The organism is Paraburkholderia sp. GAS334 (genome assembly GCF_050436625.1).
In the GTDB taxonomy this organism is placed as follows: Bacteria; Pseudomonadota; Gammaproteobacteria; order Burkholderiales; family Burkholderiaceae; genus Paraburkholderia.
Genome location: NZ_JBNDMO010000021.1, coordinates 36737 through 55568, shown reverse-complemented (window position 1 = coordinate 55568; position 18832 = coordinate 36737). Strand labels below are relative to the sequence as shown.

Genomic DNA, 18832 nt, shown 5'->3' with positions numbered 1-18832 from the left:
CAGCGCAATTGAGACGCAAAGGGACCGGGTATAGCGGGATGGATGCATGGATGTCTCCTCGACTTTTTTGCTTAGGGTATTTGCATGCAAATGCGACGCTGCGCGATGAAGCGGATGCGTCGGGTGCCGGATGGCACAACCCTTTCGGTCGCGAAAACGTCCGAAAATCTGGATTGCTTCTTTAGGGGGTTGATGTGCGGGGGATGGGAGCCGGTGAGCGCTCTCTCATCAGAGCCGGCCTACCAAGCGTAGGCGATGATGACCCTCTTTTCTACCCGGTTATACGCGGTAAGGGCCGGAAGCAGGACGAACGTGAGAAAGCGTGAAGGAATGTGAGCGAACATGAGAAGAGACCCACCAAAACAAAACGGGCTACGCGTTTCCGCGTAGCCCGTCGTTCATGCTTTGGTGCCCCCTGTCTGATTCGAACAGACCACCTCATGATTACAAGTCAAGTGCTCTACCAAATGAGCTAAGGGGGCATCGGACGGCGATTTTACTTCATTTCACGACCTTGAGGTGACCTCTTCCACCACCTTTTGATCCATCGTCGTCAGGTTTCGGAGCGTCGCCTGCGTCTTCGGGCTTTTGCGCTGTAGTTGAAGCGCGCGAGTCAGCCTCAACCGCCGCCGGCGCGTTTCCACCGATGGCCGTCGGCGTACCGACACCCCTCGTGTCAACGCCCGTCGACGCGTCGTCTTCTTCGCTCGAATCCGCCGCCTCACCACCCGGAGAATCAACCGGGAACGCCATGCCCTGACCGTTCTCGCGTGCGTAGATGGCGAGCACGTTCGCGACCGGCACTTCGATCCGGTGCGACTTCCCCGAGAAACGCGCGTTGAACTCGACGAGTTCATTGCCCATCTGCAACTGGCTCGTCGCCTCGAAGCTGATGTTCAGCACGATTTCGTTGTCACGCACAAACTGGCGCGGCACGCGTGTCTGGTTGTCGACCCGTACCGCGATGTGCGGTGTGTAGCCGTTATCCGTGCACCACTCGTACAGCGCGCGCAGCAGGTAAGGCTTCGTGGAAATCTCTTGCATCAACATTCCTCTTACCGGGCGAAAGCATCACGCGATCAAGACAACCCGCGCGACGCCCTCACCCCAAAGCCAGACTCAACGACGCATCACCTTTTCCGAAGGCGTCAGCGCTTCGATATAGGCCGGACGGCTGAAAATGCGTTCGGCGTACTTCATCAGCGGTGCAGCATTCTTCGACAGCTCGATGCCGTAGTGATCCAGACGCCACAACAGCGGCGCGATCGCCACGTCGAGCATCGAGAACTCTTCGCCGAGCATGTACTTGTTCTTCAGGAAGATCGGTGCGAGCTGCGTCAGACGGTCACGAATCGCGATACGCGCCTTTTCGTGATTCTTCTCGGCCGCCTTGCCCTTTTCGTTTTCCAGCGTGCCGACGTGCACGAACAGTTCCTTCTCGAAGTTGAGCAGGAAGAGGCGCGCGCGGGCGCGTTGCACCGGGTCGGCGGGCATCAGTTGCGGATGCGGGAAGCGCTCGTCGATGTACTCGTTGATGATGTTCGATTCGTACAGAATCAGATCCCGTTCGACGAGGATTGGCACCTGACCGTACGGATTCATCACGGCGATGTCTTCCGGCTTGTTGAACAGATCGACGTCGCGGATCTCGAAGTCCATGCCCTTTTCGAACAACACCAGCCGGCAGCGCTGGGAGAAGGGGCAAGTCGTGCCAGAGTACAGAACCATCATGTTTACATTTCCTCAAAAAGCTGAAGGGCCAGCGCGGAAAATCCGCCTCGCGGTTTCTCCTTGCGCCGGCCCCACGCCGGTTACGGCGTGATTATTTGATATCTTTCCAGTACGCGGCGTTCAATCGCCAGGCGAAAAAGCTCAGGATGCCAAGGAACAGCAGCACCCACACGCCCAGCCGTTTGCGCGTTTGCTGCGCGGGTTCGGACATCCACGACAGGTACGACACGAGGTCGGCAACAGCAGAATCATAATCTACTGGCGACATCGTCCCCGGCGTGACCTGCTGGTAGCCGACGAACTTGCGGAGCTTTTCGCCCGTCTTTTCGTCGATGTCGTCCTCGAACTTCGCGGTTCGCTGGCCCTGGAGCTGCCACAACACGTGCGGCATGCTCACATTGTCGTACACCATATTGTTCCAGCCTGTCGGCCGTGTGTCATCGCGGTAAAAACTGCGCAGGTACGTGTACAGCCAATCCTTGTTGCGCGCCCGCGCTTCCACCGACAGATCCGGCGGTTGCGCCCCGAACCACGCTTTCGCGTCGTCAGGCCGCATCGCCACCGACATCGTGTTACCCACCTTGTCGGTCGTGAACAACAGGTTTTTCTCGATTTCCTTCTGCGAAATGCCCAGATCCTGCAGGCGGTTGTATCGCATCAGGTTCGCGCTATGGCAATTCAGGCAATAGTTTACAAACAATTGCGCGCCACGCTGCAAGGAGGCGAAATTGTCCGCGTTATCGGGCGCGCGGTCGAGCGGGAAATTCTCGTCCGCGTGCGCCGGACTCACCATCAGCGCGAAGGTCGCCGCGCCGATCAGCGCGAGCGTCGAAAGCAGTTTTTTCATTGTGGGTTCTCCTGGCGCGCGTTAGTGAGGCTTGAACCGGACCCGTTCGGGCGGCTGTTTAAACCGTCCGAGCCGTGTCCAGAACGGCATGCCGAGGAAGAACGCAAAGTAAATCAGTGCACAGATCTGCGCGATCAGCGTCGATGCGGGCGATGGCGGCTTCGTTCCAAGGAAGCCCAGCGTCAGGAACGCCAGCACGAAGATCCCGTAAAACACCTTGTGGAAGAACGGCCGGTAGCGGATCGATTTCACCGGTGACTGGTCGAGCCACGGCAGGAAGAACAGCGACACCACCGCCGTTCCCATCACCACGACACCCCAGAACTTCGACTCGGTGGACGCCATCGCCAGAATCACGAGCACGGCGAGCACCGGCAGACCGAGCTTCCACTTGCCGCGCGCCCGCACCAGCGCGAGCAGGCCGAGCAACGCGATCACGACCATCAGGACGATCTTGAACGGGTCGGTGGTGGCGCGCAGCATCGCGTAGAACGCGGTGAAGTACCACACCGGCGCGATTTCCGGCGGCGTCTGCAGCGGATTCGCCGGGACGAAGTTATTCGCCTCGAGGAAGTACCCGCCCATCTCCGGCGCGAAAAAGAGGATCGCGGCGAAGATTAACAGGAACACGGCGACGCCAAGAAAATCGTGGACGGAGTAGTACGGATGGAACGGGATGCCGTCGATCGGTTTGCCGTTCGCGTCCTTCTTCGCCTTGATCTCGATGCCGTCCGGATTGTTCGAGCCCACTTCATGCAGCGCCACGATGTGAGCGATCACCAGCCCGATCAGCACCAGCGGAATGGCGACCACATGAAACGCGAAGAAACGGTTCAGCGTGACGTCCGACACGACGTAATCACCGCGAATCCACAGCGACAGATCCGGCCCGATAAACGGAATCGCCGAGAACAGGTTCACGATCACCTGCGCGCCCCAGAACGACATCTGGCCCCACGGCAGCAGGTAGCCGAAGAACGCCTCGGCCATCAGGCTCAGGAAAATCGCGCAACCGAAGATCCACACGAGTTCGCGCGGCTTGCGGTACGAGCCGTAAAGCAGCCCGCGAAACATGTGCAGATACACGACGACGAAGAACATCGACGCGCCCGTCGAGTGCATATAGCGGATCAGCCAGCCCCACGGCACCTCGCGCATGATGTACTCGACCGACGAGAACGCGAGCGTCGCGTCGGGCTTGTAGTTCATCGTCAGGAAAATACCCGTGACAATCTGGTTCACCAGCACCAGCAGCGCCAGCGAGCCGAAGAAATACCAGAAGTTGAAGTTCTTCGGCGCGTAGTACTCGGAGACGTGCTTCTTCCATGCCGCCGTCATCGGAAAACGGCGGTCGATCCAGCCGGCCAGCCCGGTCGTCCCCACTTCGTGTTCGATCGCCATTTACGCTTCTCCTTTCTCGTCCTTGCCGATCACGAGCTGATTCGCCGACGTGAACATATAGGGCGGAATGTCGAGGTTTTGCGGAGCAGGTTTGTTCTTGAAGACGCGGCCGGCCATGTCATAGGTCGAGCCGTGGCACGGGCACAGGAAGCCACCAGGCCAGTCGTCGGGAAGATTGGGCTGCGCCCCCTCCTGGAAGCGTGGCGTCGGCGTGCAGCCCAGATGGGTGCACACAGCGACGGCGACGAAGATGTTCTTGCGGTCAGCGCGGGCGCGGAATTCGTTCTTGCAGTAATCCGGCTCCGCCATCGTGAAGGGTTTCTTGCTGTCCGGGTCAGCGACTTCCTGATCGGCTTTTTTAACGTCGGCGAGCATCTTGTCGGTGCGGTTGATGATCCACACCGGCTTGCCACGCCATGCCACGGTCATCATGTCGCCGGGCTTCAGGTTGCTGATATCGACTTCGACCGGGGCGCCAGCCGCCTTGGCCTTTTCAGATGGTGCAAACGAACTAACAAAGGGCACTACAGTGGCAACTCCTCCTACGCCACCTGCTACGGTCGTCGCAATCAGCCAGGTACGACGGCTGCCGTCGACGCGTTCATCTTCCTTGTCTCGCATCACACGCCCCACTTCTGAGTTGGATTTTTCCGTCAAGCCGGTTCTACCGCCGCTAGTTTGCTCGAATGGAGTCGGCATTTACAAGGGCCGAATACCAAAAAGCGTGCGAAGTCTTTGATAACTCAGGGTATTCCCGCACGAATCGCAAACTTTTTTATGCGGTTTCTTAAGCGCTCCCTCCGTTATCCAGCCTTTTTGTTCACTAATTGCCTGAAATGTCAGACCGGATTATGGATATCGATAAAGAGATGCTCGAGATCAAATGTCTCGGACAAATGCGCGCCGACTGCCTGGACGCCGAAACGCTCGGTCGCGTGATGGCCGGCCGCGAGGAACGCCACGCCGCTTTCGGCTGCCGTGTGCGTGGTCGACTCGGAGACTTCGCCCGTGAGGAACACGTCGGCGCCGGCGTCGATCGCGGCGTCGAAATAGCTTTGTGCGGCGCCCGTGCACCACGCGACGCGCCGCAGTTCGCGGTCCGGGTCGCCAAGCACAAGCGGCGTGCGGCCGAGCGTCTGCTCGACCTGCGCGGTGAAGTGCGCGAGCGTGACGGGCGTAGGTAGCGTGCTCAGCCAGCCGAGGTCGGTGTCGCCAAAGCGGGCGTCGTCGGCGATCCAGCCCATTTTTGCGCCGAGTTGCGCGTTGTTGCCGAATTCCGGATGGTCGTCGAGCGGCAGATGGTAGGCGAACAGGTTCAGGTCGTTCTGGATCAGCAGCTTGATGCGGCCATGTTTACGGCCCGTGATCTGCGGTGCTTCGTTGCGCCAGAAATAGCCGTGATGCACGAACACGGCGTCCGCGCCCCACTCGATCGCCGCCTCCAGAAAGGCCGCGGAGGCGGTCACGCCGGTCGCGATCTTTTTTATCCGGCGGCGTCCTTCAACCTGCAGACCATTAGGGCAATAGTCCTTGAACCTCGCGGTTTGCAGAAGATTGTTCAAGTACAATTCCAGTTCGATCCGATCCATATAAACCTCTAATATCTTCAGATGCTTAGACGCTTTTGGCTGTTCTTCGCCCAGGCGGTAACGGTACTGCTGGCGCTGATGTTCATCATTGCGACGCTCAAGCCGCAATGGCTGCAGCGCCAGGGCCAGTTTGGCAAGCAGCTCGCCGAACCGATCGTTGCCCTGCGTGAAGTAGCGCCAGGCATCGGCGGTGGCAGTGGCTCCGCGCAGGCTTCGTACGCCGACGCGGCGTACAAGGCCATGCCGGCGGTCGTCAACGTGTTCTCCAGCAAGGACGGCTCGCTTCCGCCCGACCCGCGCGCGAAAGATCCGCTCTTCCGCTATTTCTTCGGCGACAAGAACAATAACCGCAAGCAGCAGGAACAGCCCGCGGCCAATCTTGGCTCGGGTGTCATCGTGAGTTCGGAAGGTTACATTCTAACGAACCAGCACGTCGTGGACGGCGCGGATCAGATCGAAATTGCGCTCGCCGACGGCCGCACGACTAACGCGAAGGTGATCGGCGTCGATCCCGAGACGGATCTGGCCGTGCTGAAAGTCAACATGACCAATCTGCCGACGATCACGCTCGGCCGCATGGACCAGACGCGCGTCGGCGACGTGGTGCTCGCCATCGGTAACCCGTTCGGCGTCGGCCAGACGGTGACGATGGGCATCGTCAGCGCGCTGGGGCGCAATCACCTCGGCATCAACACATTCGAAAACTTCATCCAGACCGATGCGGCGATCAACCCGGGCAACTCGGGCGGCGCGCTGGTCGACGTAAACGGCAACCTGCTCGGCATCAATACGGCCATCTACTCGCGCTCGGGCGGGTCGCTCGGTATTGGCTTCGCGATCCCGGTCTCGACGGCGCGCAGCGTGCTGGAAAGCATCATCACGACGGGTTCGGTGACGCGCGGCTGGATCGGCGTCGAGCCGCAGGACGTGACGCCGGAGATCGCGGAGTCGTTCGGGCTGCAGCAGAAGTCGGGCGCGATCGTCGCGGGCGTGCTGCAGGGCGGCCCGGCCGACAAGGCTGGCGTCAAGCCGGGTGACATCCTGCTGAGCGTGAACGGTGAGGACATCACGGATACGACGCGTCTTCTGAACGTGATCGCGCAGATCAAGCCGGGTACGAGCGCGAAGGTTCATCTGGTACGCAAGAACAGGGAGCTCGATCTGGACGTGATGATCGGCAAGCGCCCGCCGCCGAAGCAGCCCGCGGACCAGGGCGATGATCAGGGCGACGAGGGGGGTTGAGCCCCGCCGCCTAGCTCGTCGGCGTACTCTCTTCTTCCTTCACGACCGGCTGCTTGCCGACAATCAACCGCGCGGCGATGATCCCGGCTTCGTAGAGAATGATCAGCGGAATCGCCAGAATCAGCTGCGAAAACACGTCTGGTGGCGTCACAACAGCCGAAATGACAAACGCGCCGACGATCACATACGGACGGATCTCCCTCAGCTTCTTGACCGAGAGAATGCCCATGCGCACCAGCAGCACGACCACGATCGGCACCTCGAACGTCACGCCGAACGCGATGAACATCGTCAGCACGAAGCTCAGATAATTATCGATATCGGTGGTCATTTCCGCGCCGAGCGGCGCGTTGTAGTGCGCCATCACGCGGAAAATCGTCGGAAACACGACAAAGTACGCGAACGCCATGCCGCACAGAAAGAGCGCATAGCTGCTCCCGACGAGCGGCACCACCAGCTTCTTCTCGTGTTGATACAGCCCGGGCGCGACGAACGCCCAGATCTGATACAGCACGACCGGCAGCGCGATCACAAGCGCGACGAGCATCGTCACCTTCATCGGCACGAAAAACGAGCCGGTGACGTCGGTGACGATCATCTTGCCGTCCTTCGGCAGGTTCTGCATCAGCGGACGCGCGAGCAGGCGGAAAATATCCGGCGCCCAGTAGACGAGCCCGAGAAACACGACGATGACCGAGATGCCTGCCCGGATGATGCGGTCGCGTAGTTCGACGAGATGCGAGATGAAGGTTTCTTCAGGGGCATCGCCCTGGTTTTGCTGGGGGTCGCTCACGCCGGCCCTCGGTTGGAGTGTTTCGCAGGGGACATCAGAAGAAGCGTGTCGGACGACGCAGGCTCACCGGTGTATGCCGCGCGACACGCGCCGCGCCCGACTGCACGCGCGTGCGACGCAGCGTGGCGCGCTTGTACCACGTCGGCGCGGCCGTCTGCTTGACGCGCCAGTTCTTGCGCTTCGGTGCGGAGGCGATGCTGCTGCGCCAGGACGTGCCGTCGGCGGAAGTTGCATCGTATTCCGACGCGCCGCCCGCAATGCTCGGCGACACCGACGTACCGGCGTTCCACGCGTCATTCACTTCGGCTTCGTGCTTGCGCAGATTGTCGTGAATAGTGGTCTGGACGCTGCTCGCCGCCGATTCGAACTCCGTCTTCATGCGACGCAGCTCGTCCAGCTCGATCTCACGCGTGACTTCGGACTTCACGTCGTTGATGTAACGCTGCGCACGCCCGAACAGCGCGCCAGCCGTGCGTGCAACGCGCGGCAGGCGCTCCGGCCCGAGAACGACCAGCGCGACGACGCCGATCAGCGCCATCTTGGTTAGACCGAGGTCCAGCATGGGATGAGCTTTCCGTCAGTGCGGGGCTGCCGCGGATTTAGCGGGAGTCGCCGGAATGCGGCGCTTTTTCCTTTGCGTCGACATCAACGGTGCCCGTGCGCGGCAACTCGCGTGCCTGCGCGTCGGCCGGCGTTTCGCTGTCCTTCACGCCTTCCTTGAAGCCCTTTACCGCGCCGCCCAGATCGCTGCCGATGTTGCGCAGTTTCTTCGTGCCGAACACCAGCGCCACAATCAGCAACACGATCAGCCAATGCCAAATACTTAACGAACCCATGAAAACTCTCCTTAACCCCGTCGCCGCGTCGTCTGTATGCTCATCCGCGGCAAACATCGTCTGCCTCTCGGCATAATTCGAAGCGCTCGCGCCTCACATCTACGATACCGCCGAAACCGGCAGCAGCACATGCGCTTCATTATGAATGGATCAGCACGTCGGCGTTATTACATTCCGGCATGCTGAACGCTACCTTTGCCCGGCCGCTATTGTGTGCGGTCAAAATCCTGCCGCGAAGCACGTTTGCGGCCGGCTGGTCCCGGCAACCCGGCAACGTTACCCGCTCTGGCCAACGCTCTGCCAGCATCAACCCATACGCAGCCACGGACGCGGCCCCGCCAGAATATGCGCGTGCAGGTGATACACCTCCTGCCCGCCGCCGGGACCGGTATTAATGACCGTTCGAAAGCCGGTCGCACCGCCCGTGTAGGCCACGCCCAGCTTGTCCGCCAGCCGCGCGACCAGCACCAGCATTCTACCAAGCAGGGCTGCGTCGTCTTCCGTGCAGTTCGACAGCGTGTCGATGTGCTTGCGGGGAATCACAAGCACATGGGTTTCGGCCGCCGGACGGATATCGCGGAACGCGACGAATTCGTCGTCCTCATGCACTTTGGTCGAGGGAATAGCGCCAGCAGCGATCCGGCAGAAAAGGCAGCTAGAAGTGTCGTGGCTCATGGTCTCAGTGAAACGCTTACGCGGGTGGCCTCAAGATGGATACAGTCAGAACCACGCGCGCGGATTCGTTAATGGCTTGTTGTCATACAGATACAGCCAGCCTTTGATAATACGGTACAACATCCAGATCGCGACTGCCCACAGGATCGGCACGCCGATCAGCACGATGAAAAGCGCCATGCCGATCACATGACCGAGCACGCCCCACCAGAAAGTGCGGATCTGCCAGTCGAAGTGCGCCTCGTATGGCGTCCCGGCCACATCAGACCGTTTGACGTAATTGATGATGATAGCGACCAGCGCGGTGAGACCGCCAGTCAGCCAGTAGATCGCGTAGAGGCCGTACAGGATATGCGTGAGCGTGCGCAGGCTGCGCTGGCGATCGATTTCGGTCGCGCTCTGATAAGACGGAGGCGGATATCCGCCCTGCGACTGTTCCATCTCTGCGTCTCCTTGACAGTCCAACTGGCCGGCGCTGGTGCGCACAAACGCACGGCGGGTCTGGCTACAGACTAGTCGCCGTTCTGCTCGCGCTCGCGGCTCTTGCGCAGCGCTTTTTCCTCAATGCCCGACGTGCCTTCGCGACGCTCGAGTTCGGCGAGCACTTCAGCCGGGCCCAGATCGAAATGCGACAGCATCACAAGACAATGAAACCACAGATCGGCCACCTCGCCGACGAGCGCCTTCGGCGCGCCGCCGTGACGCGCGTCCTTGGCCGCGAGCACGACTTCGGTCGCTTCTTCGCCGATCTTCTTCAGCACGGCGTCGTCGCCCTTGTGGAACAGGCGCGAGACGTAAGAAACGTCCGGGTCGCCGCCCTTGCGGCTGTCGATGATGGCCGCGAGGCGCAGCAGCGTATCGGTCGTCGATGAAGTGAATGCCGGGGATTGCGTCATTTGTAGATGTGTTCGGGGTCTTTCAGCACCGGCTCGACGGCAACCCACTCTCCGTCGTCTGCCGAGCCTTCGAATTTCTGGAAAAAGCACGAGTGGCGGCCGGTGTGGCACGCAATGCCCGACACCTGCTCGACCTTCAGCAGCACGACATCTTCGTCGCAGTCGAGCCGCACCTCATGCACGTTCTGGACGTGACCGGATTCTTCACCCTTGAACCACAGACGCTGGCGCGAGCGCGAGAAATACACGGCGCGGCCGAGTTCGATGGTTTTGGCGAGCGCTTCGCGGTTCATCCACGCGAACATCAGCACGTCGTTCGTCGTCGCTTCCTGCGCGATGACCGGCACCAGGCCGTTCGCGTCCCATTTGACCTTATCGAGCCAGCTTTCTGCGGACGCCTTCACGTCAACCTCACCGAAATGCCCCGATCGGCCATGAAGCGCTTGGCTTCGCCGACGGTGTGTTCGCCATAGTGAAAGATGCTGGCGGCCAGCACGGCGTCTGCGTGGCCATCGGTGATGCCGTCAGCCAGATGCTGCAACGAACCGACGCCGCCCGACGCGATCACCGAAACCGGCACCGCGTCCGACACGGCGCGCGTGAGCGCCAGATCGAAGCCGCTTTTCGTGCCGTCGCGGTCCATGCTGGTCAGCAGTATCTCGCCCGCGCCGAGTTCGGCCATCTTGCGCGCCCATTCGATCGCGTCCAGCCCGGTGGCCTTGCGGCCGCCATGCGTGAACACTTCCCAGCGGGGCGCTTCGCCTTCCGCAGACACACGTTTCGCGTCGATCGCGACGACAATGCACTGCGAGCCGTATTTTTCCGTCGCATCGCGCACGAGCTGCGGATTCGCGACCGCCGACGAGTTCATGCTGATCTTGTCCGCGCCCGCGTTCAAGAGGCGCCGCACATCTTCGACGGCGCGCACGCCGCCACCGACCGTCAGCGGAATGAACACCTGTGACGCCACCGCTTCGATGATCGGCAGAATCAGATCGCGCTGGTCGGACGTGGCGGTGATGTCGAGGAAGGTGAGTTCGTCGGCGCCCTGGTCGTCGTAGCGACGCGCGATTTCGACCGGATCGCCCGCATCGCGTAGCTCGACGAAGTTGACGCCCTTGACCACGCGTCCAGCCGTGACGTCGAGACAGGGGATGATGCGTTTAGCTAGAGCCATGATCTTGCAAATTCTTGCCAATGCCGCTGGTGAAGCCGCTCGCCGCGAGCGGCTGGGTGCCTGAAACCTGATCGTCCCACAGCGCGTTTCCTGTGCGCCCCGACGCCAGCAACGACACGGAGAACCGCGCCGCCATCAGGCGTCGTCGGATTCGCGCAGCCGGTCCGCGAGCGTCTGCGCAGCCGCGAAATCGAGATCGCCTGAATAGATCGCGCGACCGCAGATCACGCCTTCGATGCCCTCGTCTTCCACTTCGCACAGCGATTCGATATCGGTGAGATTCGACAGCCCGCCGCTAGCGATCACCGGGATCTTGACCGCGCGCGCAAGGCGCACCGTCGCTTCGATATTGATGCCCTGAAGCATGCCGTCGCGGCCGATGTCGGTGTAGATGATCGATTCGCAGCCGTAATCTTCGAACTTGCGGCCCAGATCCACGACTTCGTGGCCCGTCAGCTTGCTCCAGCCGTCGGTGGCGACCTTGCCGTCCTTCGCATCCAGCCCGACGATGATATGGCCGCCGAACGCCGTGCAGGCGTCCTGCAGGAAGCCCGGATTCTTCACGGCCGCCGTACCGATGATGACGTAGGACAAACCGTCGTCGAGATAGCGCTCAATCGTGTTCAGGTCGCGGATGCCGCCGCCCAGCTGGACGGGAATCTCGCCGCCGACTTCCTCGATGATCGCGCGGATCGCGTCTTCGTTTCGCGGCTTGCCGGCGAACGCGCCGTTCAGATCGACGAGATGCAGACGCCGTGCGCCACGGTCGACCCAATGTCGGGCCATCGCCGCCGGCTCCTCGGAGAATATCGTCGCCTGGTCCATATCGCCTTGTTTGAGGCGTACACACTGACCGTCTTTCAGGTCGATGGCCGGAATCAGCAGCATAGCAATCGGGTGTTGTCTGGGAAGAAGTTGAATGTCGGCGCTGGCATGCAGGCAGGAAGCCCGGACCGGCGCCGTCTCGCTAGTTTAGTACAAGTCTTTCGACGCCCTTGCTGGTATCGGCCGGGGTCCGGTCAATGTCACGACGTCCGCACCCGGATAAGGCGCGCTGGACGGCAGGGAGGACAAAAGGGTTCACGGGTTCCAGTGCACGAAGTTGCGGTACACACGCAGACCCGCGTCGGCGCTCTTTTCCGGGTGAAACTGGGTCGCGAAAATGTTGTCCCGCGCCACCGCCGACGTGAAAGGCACACCGTACACGGTTTCGCCCGCCATATGTGCCGCATTGTCCGGCACCACGTAATAGCTGTGCACGAAGTAGAAGAAGCTGTTGTCCGGCACGCCGTCCCACAGCGGATGCGGCTGCGCCTGACGCACGCGGTTCCAGCCCATCTGCGGCACCTTGAAGCGCGAGCCGTCGTCCTGCAGCTGGCCTTCCAGTTCGAAGCGCACCACCTTGCCCGGCATCAGCCCGAGGCCACGCGTGTCGCCTTCGGCGCTCCAGTCGAACAGCATCTGCTCGCCGACGCACACGCCCATCAACGGTTTCGTACGCGACGCCTCGATCACGGCTTCCTGCAAACCGGATTCGCCGAGCGAGCGCATGCAGTCACGCATCGCGCCCTGGCCGGGCAGCACGACCCGGTCAGCCGAACGGATCGCTTCCGGACGCTCGACGATCGCCACGTCCGCCTCGGGGGCCGCCTTCTTCAGCGCCTGCGCCACCGAGCGCAGGTTGCCCATGCCGTAATCCACAATTGCAATTGAAGTTTTCATCTCAAGTTCGGCAGTAACGCCTTCAATCCGTCGACGATGAATTCCACCGCCAGCGCCGACAACATCAAACCCATGAGCCGCGTACCGATATTGATACCCGTGCGACCGACCCAGCGCGCGATCGGTTCAGCAAGACGCAGCGAAAAGAAGCAGATCGCCGCGAGCACCGCGCCGATAGCCACAAGACTAACCCGGTCGTACCAGTGATGTGAACTAGCCGAATAGACGATGACCGTGCTGATCGAGCCCGGTCCCGTGAGCAGCGGAATCGCCAGCGGCACGACCGCGATGTTGTCCTTCAGCTCGGCTTCGTCACGTTCTTCCGGCGTCGAGCGGCTGTTGCCGATCTGCGCGTTCAGCATGTTGATCGCCATCAGCAACATGATGATGCCACCCCCCACTTCGAGCGAACCCACAGAAATGCCGAAGAAGCTGATGATCTGCTGCCCGAGCATCGTCGTCACACCGATCACGCAGAACACCGAAATCGATGCGATACGGATCGTCCGGCGCCGCTCGGCGTCGGACTGCTGCGCGGTGAGGCTCAAAAAGAACGGGATGGCGCCGACCGGATTGATCAGCGCCAGCAGCGAAATAAACGACTTGATGATATCCATCGCAAGCCGGCGCGCGGGGGGCGCGACCGGTCCGGTGTGTCTGCTTACAGACTTCCCTTGGTCGACGGAATCTGCCCCGCCGCGCGTTCGTCCAGTTCGCACGCCATCCGCAGCGCGCGACCGAAGGCCTTGAAAACCGTTTCCATCTGATGATGGGCGTTCAGGCCGCGGAGGTTGTCGATATGGAGCGTCACGCCTGCGTGGTTGACGAAGCCGCGGAAGAATTCGATGGAGAGATCGACGTCGAACGTGCCGATGCGTGCACGCGTGAACGGCACGTGGAATTCGAGGCCGGGACGACCGGAAAAGTCGATCACGACACGCGACAGCGCTTCATCCAGCGGCACGTACGCATGGCCGTAGCGGCGGATGCCCTTGCGGTCGCCGATCGCCTTCGCGACGGCCTGGCCGAGCGTGATACCGGTGTCTTCGACCGTGTGATGGTCGTCGATATGCAGGTCGCCATGCGCCTCGACGTCGAGATCGAACAACCCATGCCGTGCAATCTGGTCGAGCATGTGGTCGAGAAACGGAACGCCGGTGGCGAGCTTCTGCACGCCGGTGCCGTCCAGATTGATCTTCACACGGATCTGCGTTTCGCTGGTGTTGCGAACGACTTCCGCCTGGCGCATGGGAATTCCTTGAATCGAGCTAGAAAATGGGTGCTGAAAATATGTGCGCCTGACGCCGACGGTCAATGCAGCACGAGCTTCAATGCGGCGAGCATCTGGGCGTTTTCTTCGGCCGATCCGACTGTCAAACGCACACAATTCGCCAGCAATGGATGCATTTTACTCACGTTTTTGATCAATACCCGTGCGGTCAGCAGCGTCTCGAACAGGATCGATGCGTCCGGCACGCGCACCAGCAGGAAATTTCCGGCGCTCGGGAACACCTCGGCGCCCGGCAAGACGGCAACCGCATCGGCCAGTTTCGCGCGTTCGGCGCGCAGTTCGGCAGCCTGCGAGTCGAGCACGTCGATATGGTCGAGCAGGAAGCTCGCGGCCGCCTGCGTCAGCACATTCACGTTGTACGGCGGACGCACCTTGTCGATTTCGTTAAGCCATGCGGAGCGGCCCGCCAGATAGCCAAGGCGGATTCCGGCGAGGCCCAGCTTCGACACGGTCCGCATCACGACGACGTTATCGAACTGATCAGCGCGCGGCAGCCAGCTGCGCTGTGCGAACGGCTGATATGCCTCGTCGATCACCACCAGGCTTTTGTCCGCCGCGGCGATGATGCGCTCCATGTCGGCGTCGTCGTACAGCGTGCCAGTTGGGTTGTTCGGATAGGCCAGATAGATGATGGCCGGCTGATGTTCAGCGATCGCAGCAAGCATCGCTTCGGCATCGAGCGTGAAGTCAGGCTTCAGCGGCACACCGACGAACTCCAGATGCGCCAGCTTCGCCGACATCTGATACATGACGAAGCCCGGCACCGGCGCCAGCGCCTTTGCGCCGGGATTCGCGCACGCCATCGAAATCATGCTGATGATTTCGTCCGAGCCGTTGCCGAGCAGCACGTCACAAGAGGCGGGTACCTTCATCACGCGCTTGATCTTCTCGATCAGCGCTTCCGGACGCGGCGCCGGATAGCGGTTCAGCGCGACGCCAGCCAGGTGCTCGCCGAGGTGCGCTGCCAGCACCGGCGGCAACGGGAACGGATTTTCCATTGCGTCCAGCTTGATGAAGCCGGTGGCGTCGGGCACGGGATAGCTCGTCATCGCGAGCACGTCGCGGCGAATGATGTCTTGTGGTGTCGTCATGATGAGGTGGGCCGGCGCGCACGGCGCGTCAGCCTGACACGGGCGGCGTGTGCGCCGCCCTGGTTGGCCAGTGTTCTTGTTGTGTTACCCGCGGGTATTGCGCTCAGCCGTTATGTCGCATCCGGTATTCGGCGCTGCGTGCGTGAGCCTGGAGGCCTTCGCCGTACGCCAGTTCAGCCGCGATCTCGCCCAAAGTCTGCGCGCCCTCCGCGCTGACCTCGATGACGCTCGACCGCTTGAAGAAATCATAGACGCCGAGCGGCGACGAGAACCGTGCGGTACGAGACGTAGGCAGCACGTGATTCGGCCCCGCGCAGTAGTCGCCGAGGCTTTCGCTGGTGTAGCGGCCAAGGAAGATCGCGCCGGCGTGGCGGATCAGCTTGCCCCATTGGTGCGGCTCCAGCGCGGAGATTTCCAGGTGCTCCGGTGCGATCTCGTTGGCGATCGCGCAGGCCTCGGCCATGTCGCGGACCTTGATCAGCGCGCCGCGACCTTCGAGCGATGCACGGATCACGTCCTGACGCGGCATCGTCGGCAGGAGTTCGTCGATGGCTTCTTTCACGCGGGCGATGAAGGCGTCGTCCGGGCAGAGCAGGATCGACTGTGCGAGTTCGTCGTGCTCAGCCTGCGAGAACAGGTCCATGGCGACCCAGCGCGGATCCGTGGTGCCGTCGCACAGCACGAGGATTTCCGACGGGCCAGCGATCATGTCGATGCCAACCGTGCCGAACACGCGACGCTTCGCCGAAGCGACATACGCGTTGCCCGGACCGCAGATCTTGTCGACGGCCGGCACGGTTTCCGTGCCGTACGCGAGCGCGGCCACGGCCTGCGCGCCGCCGATCGTGAACACGCGATCGACGCCACCCAGAAGCGCCGCCGCCAGCACCAGCGGATTCTTCACGCCGTCCGGCGTCGGCACGACCATGACGATTTCGCGCACGCCGGCGACGCGCGCCGGAATCGCATTCATCAGCACCGACGACGGATACGCTGCCTTGCCGCCCGGCACGTAGATACCCGCGCGATCGAGCGGCGTGACCTTCTGGCCCAGCACGGTGCCGTCGGCTTCCGTGTACTGCCAGCTATGGCTGCCGCATTCGATCTTCTGCTTCTCGTGATACCCGCGCACCCGTGCGGCTGCCGCTTCGAGCGCCGCGCGACGCTTCGGTTCGAGGCCTTCGAGCGCGGCTTCGAGTTCTGACATCGGCAGTTCCAGCGCCTCGACGCTCTTCGCATCGAGCCGGTCGAAGCGGTTCGTGTAGTCGAGCACGGCGGCGTCGCCGCGCGACTTCACGTCGGCCAGAATCTGCGCGACCGAGCGCTCGATCGCTTCGTCCTCGCTCGCCTCGAACGCGAGCACCGCGTGCAGCGCCTTCCGGAAATCGGCGGCGCTGGAATCGAGTTTGCGAATCTTGATAGACATACGGGTATCCGTTTCGGTAAAGCGCGCGTGCTGCTGTGCGGGTTCTTCAGGTACTGCGGGATGCTGCTGCGCGTAGTGTTGCGTTACTTCGGTGACTTCAGTGATGTCAGGCGGCCGCGTTGTGGCTTTGCGACGCACGTTCGAACGCATCGAGAATCGGCCGTAGCGCCGCGCGCTTCAACTTCAGCGCCGCCTGATTCACGACGAGTCGCGACGAGATCTGCATGATCTCTTCGACTTCGACCAGATTGTTCGCGCGCAACGTGCCACCCGAACTGACCAGGTCGACGATCGCATCGGCGAGGCCTACGAGCGGCGCAAGTTCCATCGATCCATACAGCTTGATCAGGTCGACGTGCACTCCCTTCGCAGCGAAATGCTCGCGCGCGGTTTCCACATATTTCGTTGCGACACGCAGCCGCGCGCCCTGGCGCACGGCGGTTGCGTAATCGAAGCCGCTCTTCACCGCCACCGACATCCGGCAACGCGCGATATCGAGATCGATCGGCTGGTACAGGCCACTGCCGCCGTGTTCGAGCAGCACGTCCTTGCCGGCCACGCCGAAATCGGCCGCGCCGTATTCGACGTACGTCGGCACATCGGTGGCACGCACGATGATCACGCGCACGTTCGGGTCGTTGGTCGGCAGGATCAGCTTGCGCGACGTTTCGGGATCCTCGGTGACCTCGATGCCCGCTGCGGCGAGCAGCGGCACGGTTTCTTCGAAGATACGCCCTTTCGACAGCGCGAGCGTGAGCGGCGCATTCACCGCCGGCGACGACGACGTCTGCGGCACTGAACTCATGCCTGGCTCCCGCTGATACGGCTCACCTTCGCGCCGACGGCCGTCAGCTTCGTTTCCATCCGGTCGTAGCCGCGATCCAGGTGATAGATACGGTCGATCAGCGTTTCGCCTTCTGCACGCAGACCCGCGATCACGAGACTCGCCGACGCGCGCAGATCGGTCGCCATCACCTTCGCGCCCGACAGTTCGCCAACCCCATTCACCAGCGCCGTGTTGCCGTCGATCGTGATGTTCGCGCCGAGGCGGTTCAGCTCCTGCACGTGCATGAAGCGGTTTTCGAAGATCGTTTCGACGACCTGCGACGTGCCGTTCGCAATCGTGTTGAGCGCCATGAACTGCGCCTGCATGTCGGTCGGGAACGCCGGATATTCCGACGTGCGCACGCTCACTGCATGCGGACGCTGGCTCATCTTCACGCGCATCCAATCCTCGCCTTCCTCGATCGTGACGCCCGCTTCGCGCAGCTTTTCCGTCACGGCTTCGAGAATCAGCGGACGAACATGACGCAGCACCACATCGCCACCCGCCGCTGCGACCGCGCACAGGAACGTGCCCGCTTCGATGCGATCCGGAATGACGGTGTGCTTCGCGCCGTGCAGCTTGTCGACGCCCTGAATCACCAGACGGTCCGTGCCGATGCCTTCGATCTGCGCGCCCATCGCTACCAGCAGTTGCGCCAGATCGCCGACTTCCGGTTCACGCGCCGCGTTCTCGATCACCGTTTCGCCTTCGGCGAGCACCGCTGCCATCAGCAGGTTTTCCGTGCCGGTAACGGTAATCATGTCGGTGATGATGCGTGCGCCCTTCAGACGCTTCGCGCGCGCTTCGATGAAGCCGTGCTCGATGTTGATCTCGGCGCCCATCGCCTGCAGACCCTTGATGTGCTGATCAACCGGACGCGCGCCGATCGCGCAGCCGCCCGGCAGCGACACCTTCGCTTCGCCGAAACGCGCGAGCAGCGGACCGAGCACGAGGATCGACGCACGCATCGTCTTCACGAGCTCGTACGGCGCGACGAGGTTGTTCAGATTCGATGCGTCGAGCGCGACGCGGCCGCCGCTTTCTTCGGTACGCATGCCCATCTGGCGCAGCAGCTTCAACATCGTGCGCACGTCCTGCAGGTCGGGCACGTTGTCGAGATGAACCGGATCGGCGCTCAGCAAACCCGCGCACAAAATCGGCAATGCAGCGTTCTTTGCACCTGAGACAACGATCTCACCCGCGAGCCGCTGGCCCCCAACGATAACGAGTTTGTCCATGCCTGTCTGTTCCTGATCTGCCCGGCTCTGCGCCGGAACTGCCTGGTTGAT

23 protein-coding genes and 1 tRNA gene are annotated in these 18832 nt (G+C 61.9%); 1 reads left to right on the top strand and 23 read right to left on the bottom strand.

Going from position 1 to position 18832, the window contains the following annotated elements; translation table 11 throughout:
- Positions 1–406: 406 nt before the first annotated feature.
- From P3T21_RS28835 to P3T21_RS28805, 7 genes are all read right to left on the bottom strand, one after another.
- Positions 407–482: transfer RNA gene (locus P3T21_RS28835), tRNA-Thr, on the bottom strand.
- A 19-nt stretch (positions 483–501) separates the two neighbouring features.
- Positions 502–1044 carry a ClpXP protease specificity-enhancing factor gene (locus P3T21_RS28830; protein WP_429259359.1) on the bottom strand — a complete coding sequence of 181 codons (543 nt, stop codon included), beginning with the start codon at positions 1042–1044 and terminating at the stop codon, positions 502–504.
- A gap of 75 nt (positions 1045–1119) precedes the next feature.
- On the bottom strand, positions 1120–1731 hold the full coding sequence (locus P3T21_RS28825) for a glutathione S-transferase N-terminal domain-containing protein (RefSeq protein ID WP_090537322.1): 612 nt from the start codon (positions 1729–1731) through the stop codon (positions 1120–1122).
- A 91-nt stretch (positions 1732–1822) separates the two neighbouring features.
- The gene (locus tag P3T21_RS28820; protein WP_429259358.1) at positions 1823–2578 is read right to left on the bottom strand and encodes a cytochrome c1; all 756 of its coding nucleotides are present in this window, start codon (positions 2576–2578) and stop codon (positions 1823–1825) included.
- Positions 2579–2599: 21 nt separating this feature from the next.
- The gene (locus tag P3T21_RS28815; protein ID WP_429259357.1) at positions 2600–3979 is read right to left on the bottom strand and encodes a cytochrome b; all 1380 of its coding nucleotides are present in this window, start codon (positions 3977–3979) and stop codon (positions 2600–2602) included.
- The gene (gene petA / locus P3T21_RS28810; RefSeq protein WP_429259356.1) at positions 3980–4600 is read right to left on the bottom strand and encodes a ubiquinol-cytochrome c reductase iron-sulfur subunit; all 621 of its coding nucleotides are present in this window, start codon (positions 4598–4600) and stop codon (positions 3980–3982) included.
- 218 nt (positions 4601–4818) lie between these two features.
- Positions 4819–5568: a Nif3-like dinuclear metal center hexameric protein gene (locus P3T21_RS28805; RefSeq protein WP_429259355.1), complete on the bottom strand. Its 750-nt coding sequence runs from the start codon at positions 5566–5568 to the stop codon at positions 4819–4821.
- Positions 5569–5589: 21 nt separating this feature from the next.
- Here P3T21_RS28805 and P3T21_RS28800 point away from each other — a divergent pair, with 21 nt between their 5' ends.
- Positions 5590–6810 (top strand): Do family serine endopeptidase, encoded by a 1221-nt coding sequence (locus P3T21_RS28800; protein WP_429259354.1) that lies wholly within the window; start codon positions 5590–5592, stop codon positions 6808–6810.
- Positions 6811–6820: 10 nt separating this feature from the next.
- Here the strand turns inward: P3T21_RS28800 and tatC are convergent, their stop codons facing one another.
- The 16 genes from tatC to murA form a co-directional block, all read right to left on the bottom strand.
- Positions 6821–7603, bottom strand: coding sequence for a twin-arginine translocase subunit TatC (gene tatC, locus P3T21_RS28795; protein WP_429259353.1), 783 nt, complete (start codon positions 7601–7603; stop codon positions 6821–6823).
- 34 nt (positions 7604–7637) lie between these two features.
- Positions 7638–8165 carry a Sec-independent protein translocase protein TatB gene (tatB, locus tag P3T21_RS28790; protein ID WP_429259352.1) on the bottom strand — a complete coding sequence of 176 codons (528 nt, stop codon included), beginning with the start codon at positions 8163–8165 and terminating at the stop codon, positions 7638–7640.
- A gap of 37 nt (positions 8166–8202) precedes the next feature.
- Entirely contained in the window at positions 8203–8439 is a 237-nt protein-coding gene (gene tatA, locus P3T21_RS28785) for a Sec-independent protein translocase subunit TatA (RefSeq protein WP_429259351.1), read from the bottom strand.
- Positions 8440–8745: 306 nt separating this feature from the next.
- The gene (locus tag P3T21_RS28780) at positions 8746–9114 is read right to left on the bottom strand and encodes a histidine triad nucleotide-binding protein (RefSeq protein WP_429259350.1); all 369 of its coding nucleotides are present in this window, start codon (positions 9112–9114) and stop codon (positions 8746–8748) included.
- A gap of 45 nt (positions 9115–9159) precedes the next feature.
- Entirely contained in the window at positions 9160–9555 is a 396-nt protein-coding gene (locus P3T21_RS28775; RefSeq protein WP_429259349.1) for a DUF4870 family protein, read from the bottom strand.
- A gap of 71 nt (positions 9556–9626) precedes the next feature.
- On the bottom strand, positions 9627–10010 hold the full coding sequence (locus P3T21_RS28770; protein ID WP_429259348.1) for a phosphoribosyl-ATP diphosphatase: 384 nt from the start codon (positions 10008–10010) through the stop codon (positions 9627–9629).
- Positions 10007–10414 carry a phosphoribosyl-AMP cyclohydrolase gene (gene hisI, locus P3T21_RS28765; protein WP_429259347.1) on the bottom strand — a complete coding sequence of 136 codons (408 nt, stop codon included), beginning with the start codon at positions 10412–10414 and terminating at the stop codon, positions 10007–10009. The genes P3T21_RS28770 and hisI overlap by 4 nt, the downstream gene beginning before the upstream one ends.
- Positions 10411–11187 (bottom strand): imidazole glycerol phosphate synthase subunit HisF, encoded by a 777-nt coding sequence (gene hisF / locus P3T21_RS28760; protein ID WP_429259346.1) that lies wholly within the window; start codon positions 11185–11187, stop codon positions 10411–10413. Before hisF ends, hisI begins: the two co-directional genes overlap by 4 nt.
- A gap of 135 nt (positions 11188–11322) precedes the next feature.
- Positions 11323–12075 (bottom strand): 1-(5-phosphoribosyl)-5-[(5-phosphoribosylamino)methylideneamino]imidazole-4-carboxamide isomerase, encoded by a 753-nt coding sequence (gene hisA / locus P3T21_RS28755; protein ID WP_228882551.1) that lies wholly within the window; start codon positions 12073–12075, stop codon positions 11323–11325.
- A 192-nt stretch (positions 12076–12267) separates the two neighbouring features.
- Positions 12268–12909 carry an imidazole glycerol phosphate synthase subunit HisH gene (hisH, locus tag P3T21_RS28750; RefSeq protein WP_429259345.1) on the bottom strand — a complete coding sequence of 214 codons (642 nt, stop codon included), beginning with the start codon at positions 12907–12909 and terminating at the stop codon, positions 12268–12270.
- On the bottom strand, positions 12906–13526 hold the full coding sequence (locus P3T21_RS28745) for a MarC family protein (protein WP_429259344.1): 621 nt from the start codon (positions 13524–13526) through the stop codon (positions 12906–12908). Before P3T21_RS28745 ends, hisH begins: the two co-directional genes overlap by 4 nt.
- A gap of 44 nt (positions 13527–13570) precedes the next feature.
- A complete protein-coding gene (hisB, locus tag P3T21_RS28740) occupies positions 13571–14158 on the bottom strand; it encodes an imidazoleglycerol-phosphate dehydratase HisB (RefSeq protein WP_429259343.1) in 588 nt (195 codons plus the stop codon).
- A gap of 62 nt (positions 14159–14220) precedes the next feature.
- Positions 14221–15291 carry a histidinol-phosphate transaminase gene (gene hisC, locus P3T21_RS28735; RefSeq protein WP_429259342.1) on the bottom strand — a complete coding sequence of 357 codons (1071 nt, stop codon included), beginning with the start codon at positions 15289–15291 and terminating at the stop codon, positions 14221–14223.
- 103 nt (positions 15292–15394) lie between these two features.
- Entirely contained in the window at positions 15395–16717 is a 1323-nt protein-coding gene (gene hisD / locus P3T21_RS28730; RefSeq protein WP_429259341.1) for a histidinol dehydrogenase, read from the bottom strand.
- A gap of 106 nt (positions 16718–16823) precedes the next feature.
- Entirely contained in the window at positions 16824–17522 is a 699-nt protein-coding gene (hisG, locus tag P3T21_RS28725; protein WP_429259340.1) for an ATP phosphoribosyltransferase, read from the bottom strand.
- Complete coding sequence (gene murA, locus P3T21_RS28720; protein ID WP_429259421.1) at positions 17519–18781, bottom strand: UDP-N-acetylglucosamine 1-carboxyvinyltransferase; 1263 nt, start codon at positions 18779–18781, stop codon at positions 17519–17521. The genes hisG and murA overlap by 4 nt, the downstream gene beginning before the upstream one ends.
- Between the last annotated feature and the right edge of the window lie 51 nt (positions 18782–18832).

Bases quoted from the DNA above. Each gene is read 5' to 3' on its own strand.
- P3T21_RS28830 (WP_429259359.1), bottom strand. From the start codon at position 1,044: ATGCAAGAGATTTCCACGAAGCCTTACCTGCTGCGCGCGCTGTACGAG.
- P3T21_RS28825 (WP_090537322.1), bottom strand. From the start codon at position 1,731: ATGATGGTTCTGTACTCTGGCACGACTTGCCCCTTCTCCCAGCGCTGC.
- P3T21_RS28820 (WP_429259358.1), bottom strand. From the start codon at position 2,578: ATGAAAAAACTGCTTTCGACGCTCGCGCTGATCGGCGCGGCGACCTTC.
- P3T21_RS28815 (WP_429259357.1), bottom strand. From the start codon at position 3,979: ATGGCGATCGAACACGAAGTGGGGACGACCGGGCTGGCCGGCTGGATC.
- petA (WP_429259356.1), bottom strand. From the start codon at position 4,600: ATGCGAGACAAGGAAGATGAACGCGTCGACGGCAGCCGTCGTACCTGG.
- P3T21_RS28805 (WP_429259355.1), bottom strand. From the start codon at position 5,568: ATGGATCGGATCGAACTGGAATTGTACTTGAACAATCTTCTGCAAACC.
- P3T21_RS28800 (WP_429259354.1), top strand. From the start codon at position 5,590: ATGCTTAGACGCTTTTGGCTGTTCTTCGCCCAGGCGGTAACGGTACTG.
- tatB (WP_429259352.1), bottom strand. From the start codon at position 8,165: ATGCTGGACCTCGGTCTAACCAAGATGGCGCTGATCGGCGTCGTCGCG.
- tatA (WP_429259351.1), bottom strand. From the start codon at position 8,439: ATGGGTTCGTTAAGTATTTGGCATTGGCTGATCGTGTTGCTGATTGTG.
- P3T21_RS28780 (WP_429259350.1), bottom strand. From the start codon at position 9,114: ATGAGCCACGACACTTCTAGCTGCCTTTTCTGCCGGATCGCTGCTGGC.
- P3T21_RS28775 (WP_429259349.1), bottom strand. From the start codon at position 9,555: ATGGAACAGTCGCAGGGCGGATATCCGCCTCCGTCTTATCAGAGCGCG.
- P3T21_RS28770 (WP_429259348.1), bottom strand. From the start codon at position 10,010: ATGACGCAATCCCCGGCATTCACTTCATCGACGACCGATACGCTGCTG.
- hisF (WP_429259346.1), bottom strand. From the start codon at position 11,187: ATGGCTCTAGCTAAACGCATCATCCCCTGTCTCGACGTCACGGCTGGA.
- hisA (WP_228882551.1), bottom strand. From the start codon at position 12,075: ATGCTGCTGATTCCGGCCATCGACCTGAAAGACGGTCAGTGTGTACGC.
- hisH (WP_429259345.1), bottom strand. From the start codon at position 12,909: ATGAAAACTTCAATTGCAATTGTGGATTACGGCATGGGCAACCTGCGC.
- P3T21_RS28745 (WP_429259344.1), bottom strand. From the start codon at position 13,526: ATGGATATCATCAAGTCGTTTATTTCGCTGCTGGCGCTGATCAATCCG.
- hisB (WP_429259343.1), bottom strand. From the start codon at position 14,158: ATGCGCCAGGCGGAAGTCGTTCGCAACACCAGCGAAACGCAGATCCGT.
- hisC (WP_429259342.1), bottom strand. From the start codon at position 15,291: ATGACGACACCACAAGACATCATTCGCCGCGACGTGCTCGCGATGACG.
- hisD (WP_429259341.1), bottom strand. From the start codon at position 16,717: ATGTCTATCAAGATTCGCAAACTCGATTCCAGCGCCGCCGATTTCCGG.
- hisG (WP_429259340.1), bottom strand. From the start codon at position 17,522: ATGAGTTCAGTGCCGCAGACGTCGTCGTCGCCGGCGGTGAATGCGCCG.
- murA (WP_429259421.1), bottom strand. From the start codon at position 18,781: ATGGACAAACTCGTTATCGTTGGGGGCCAGCGGCTCGCGGGTGAGATC.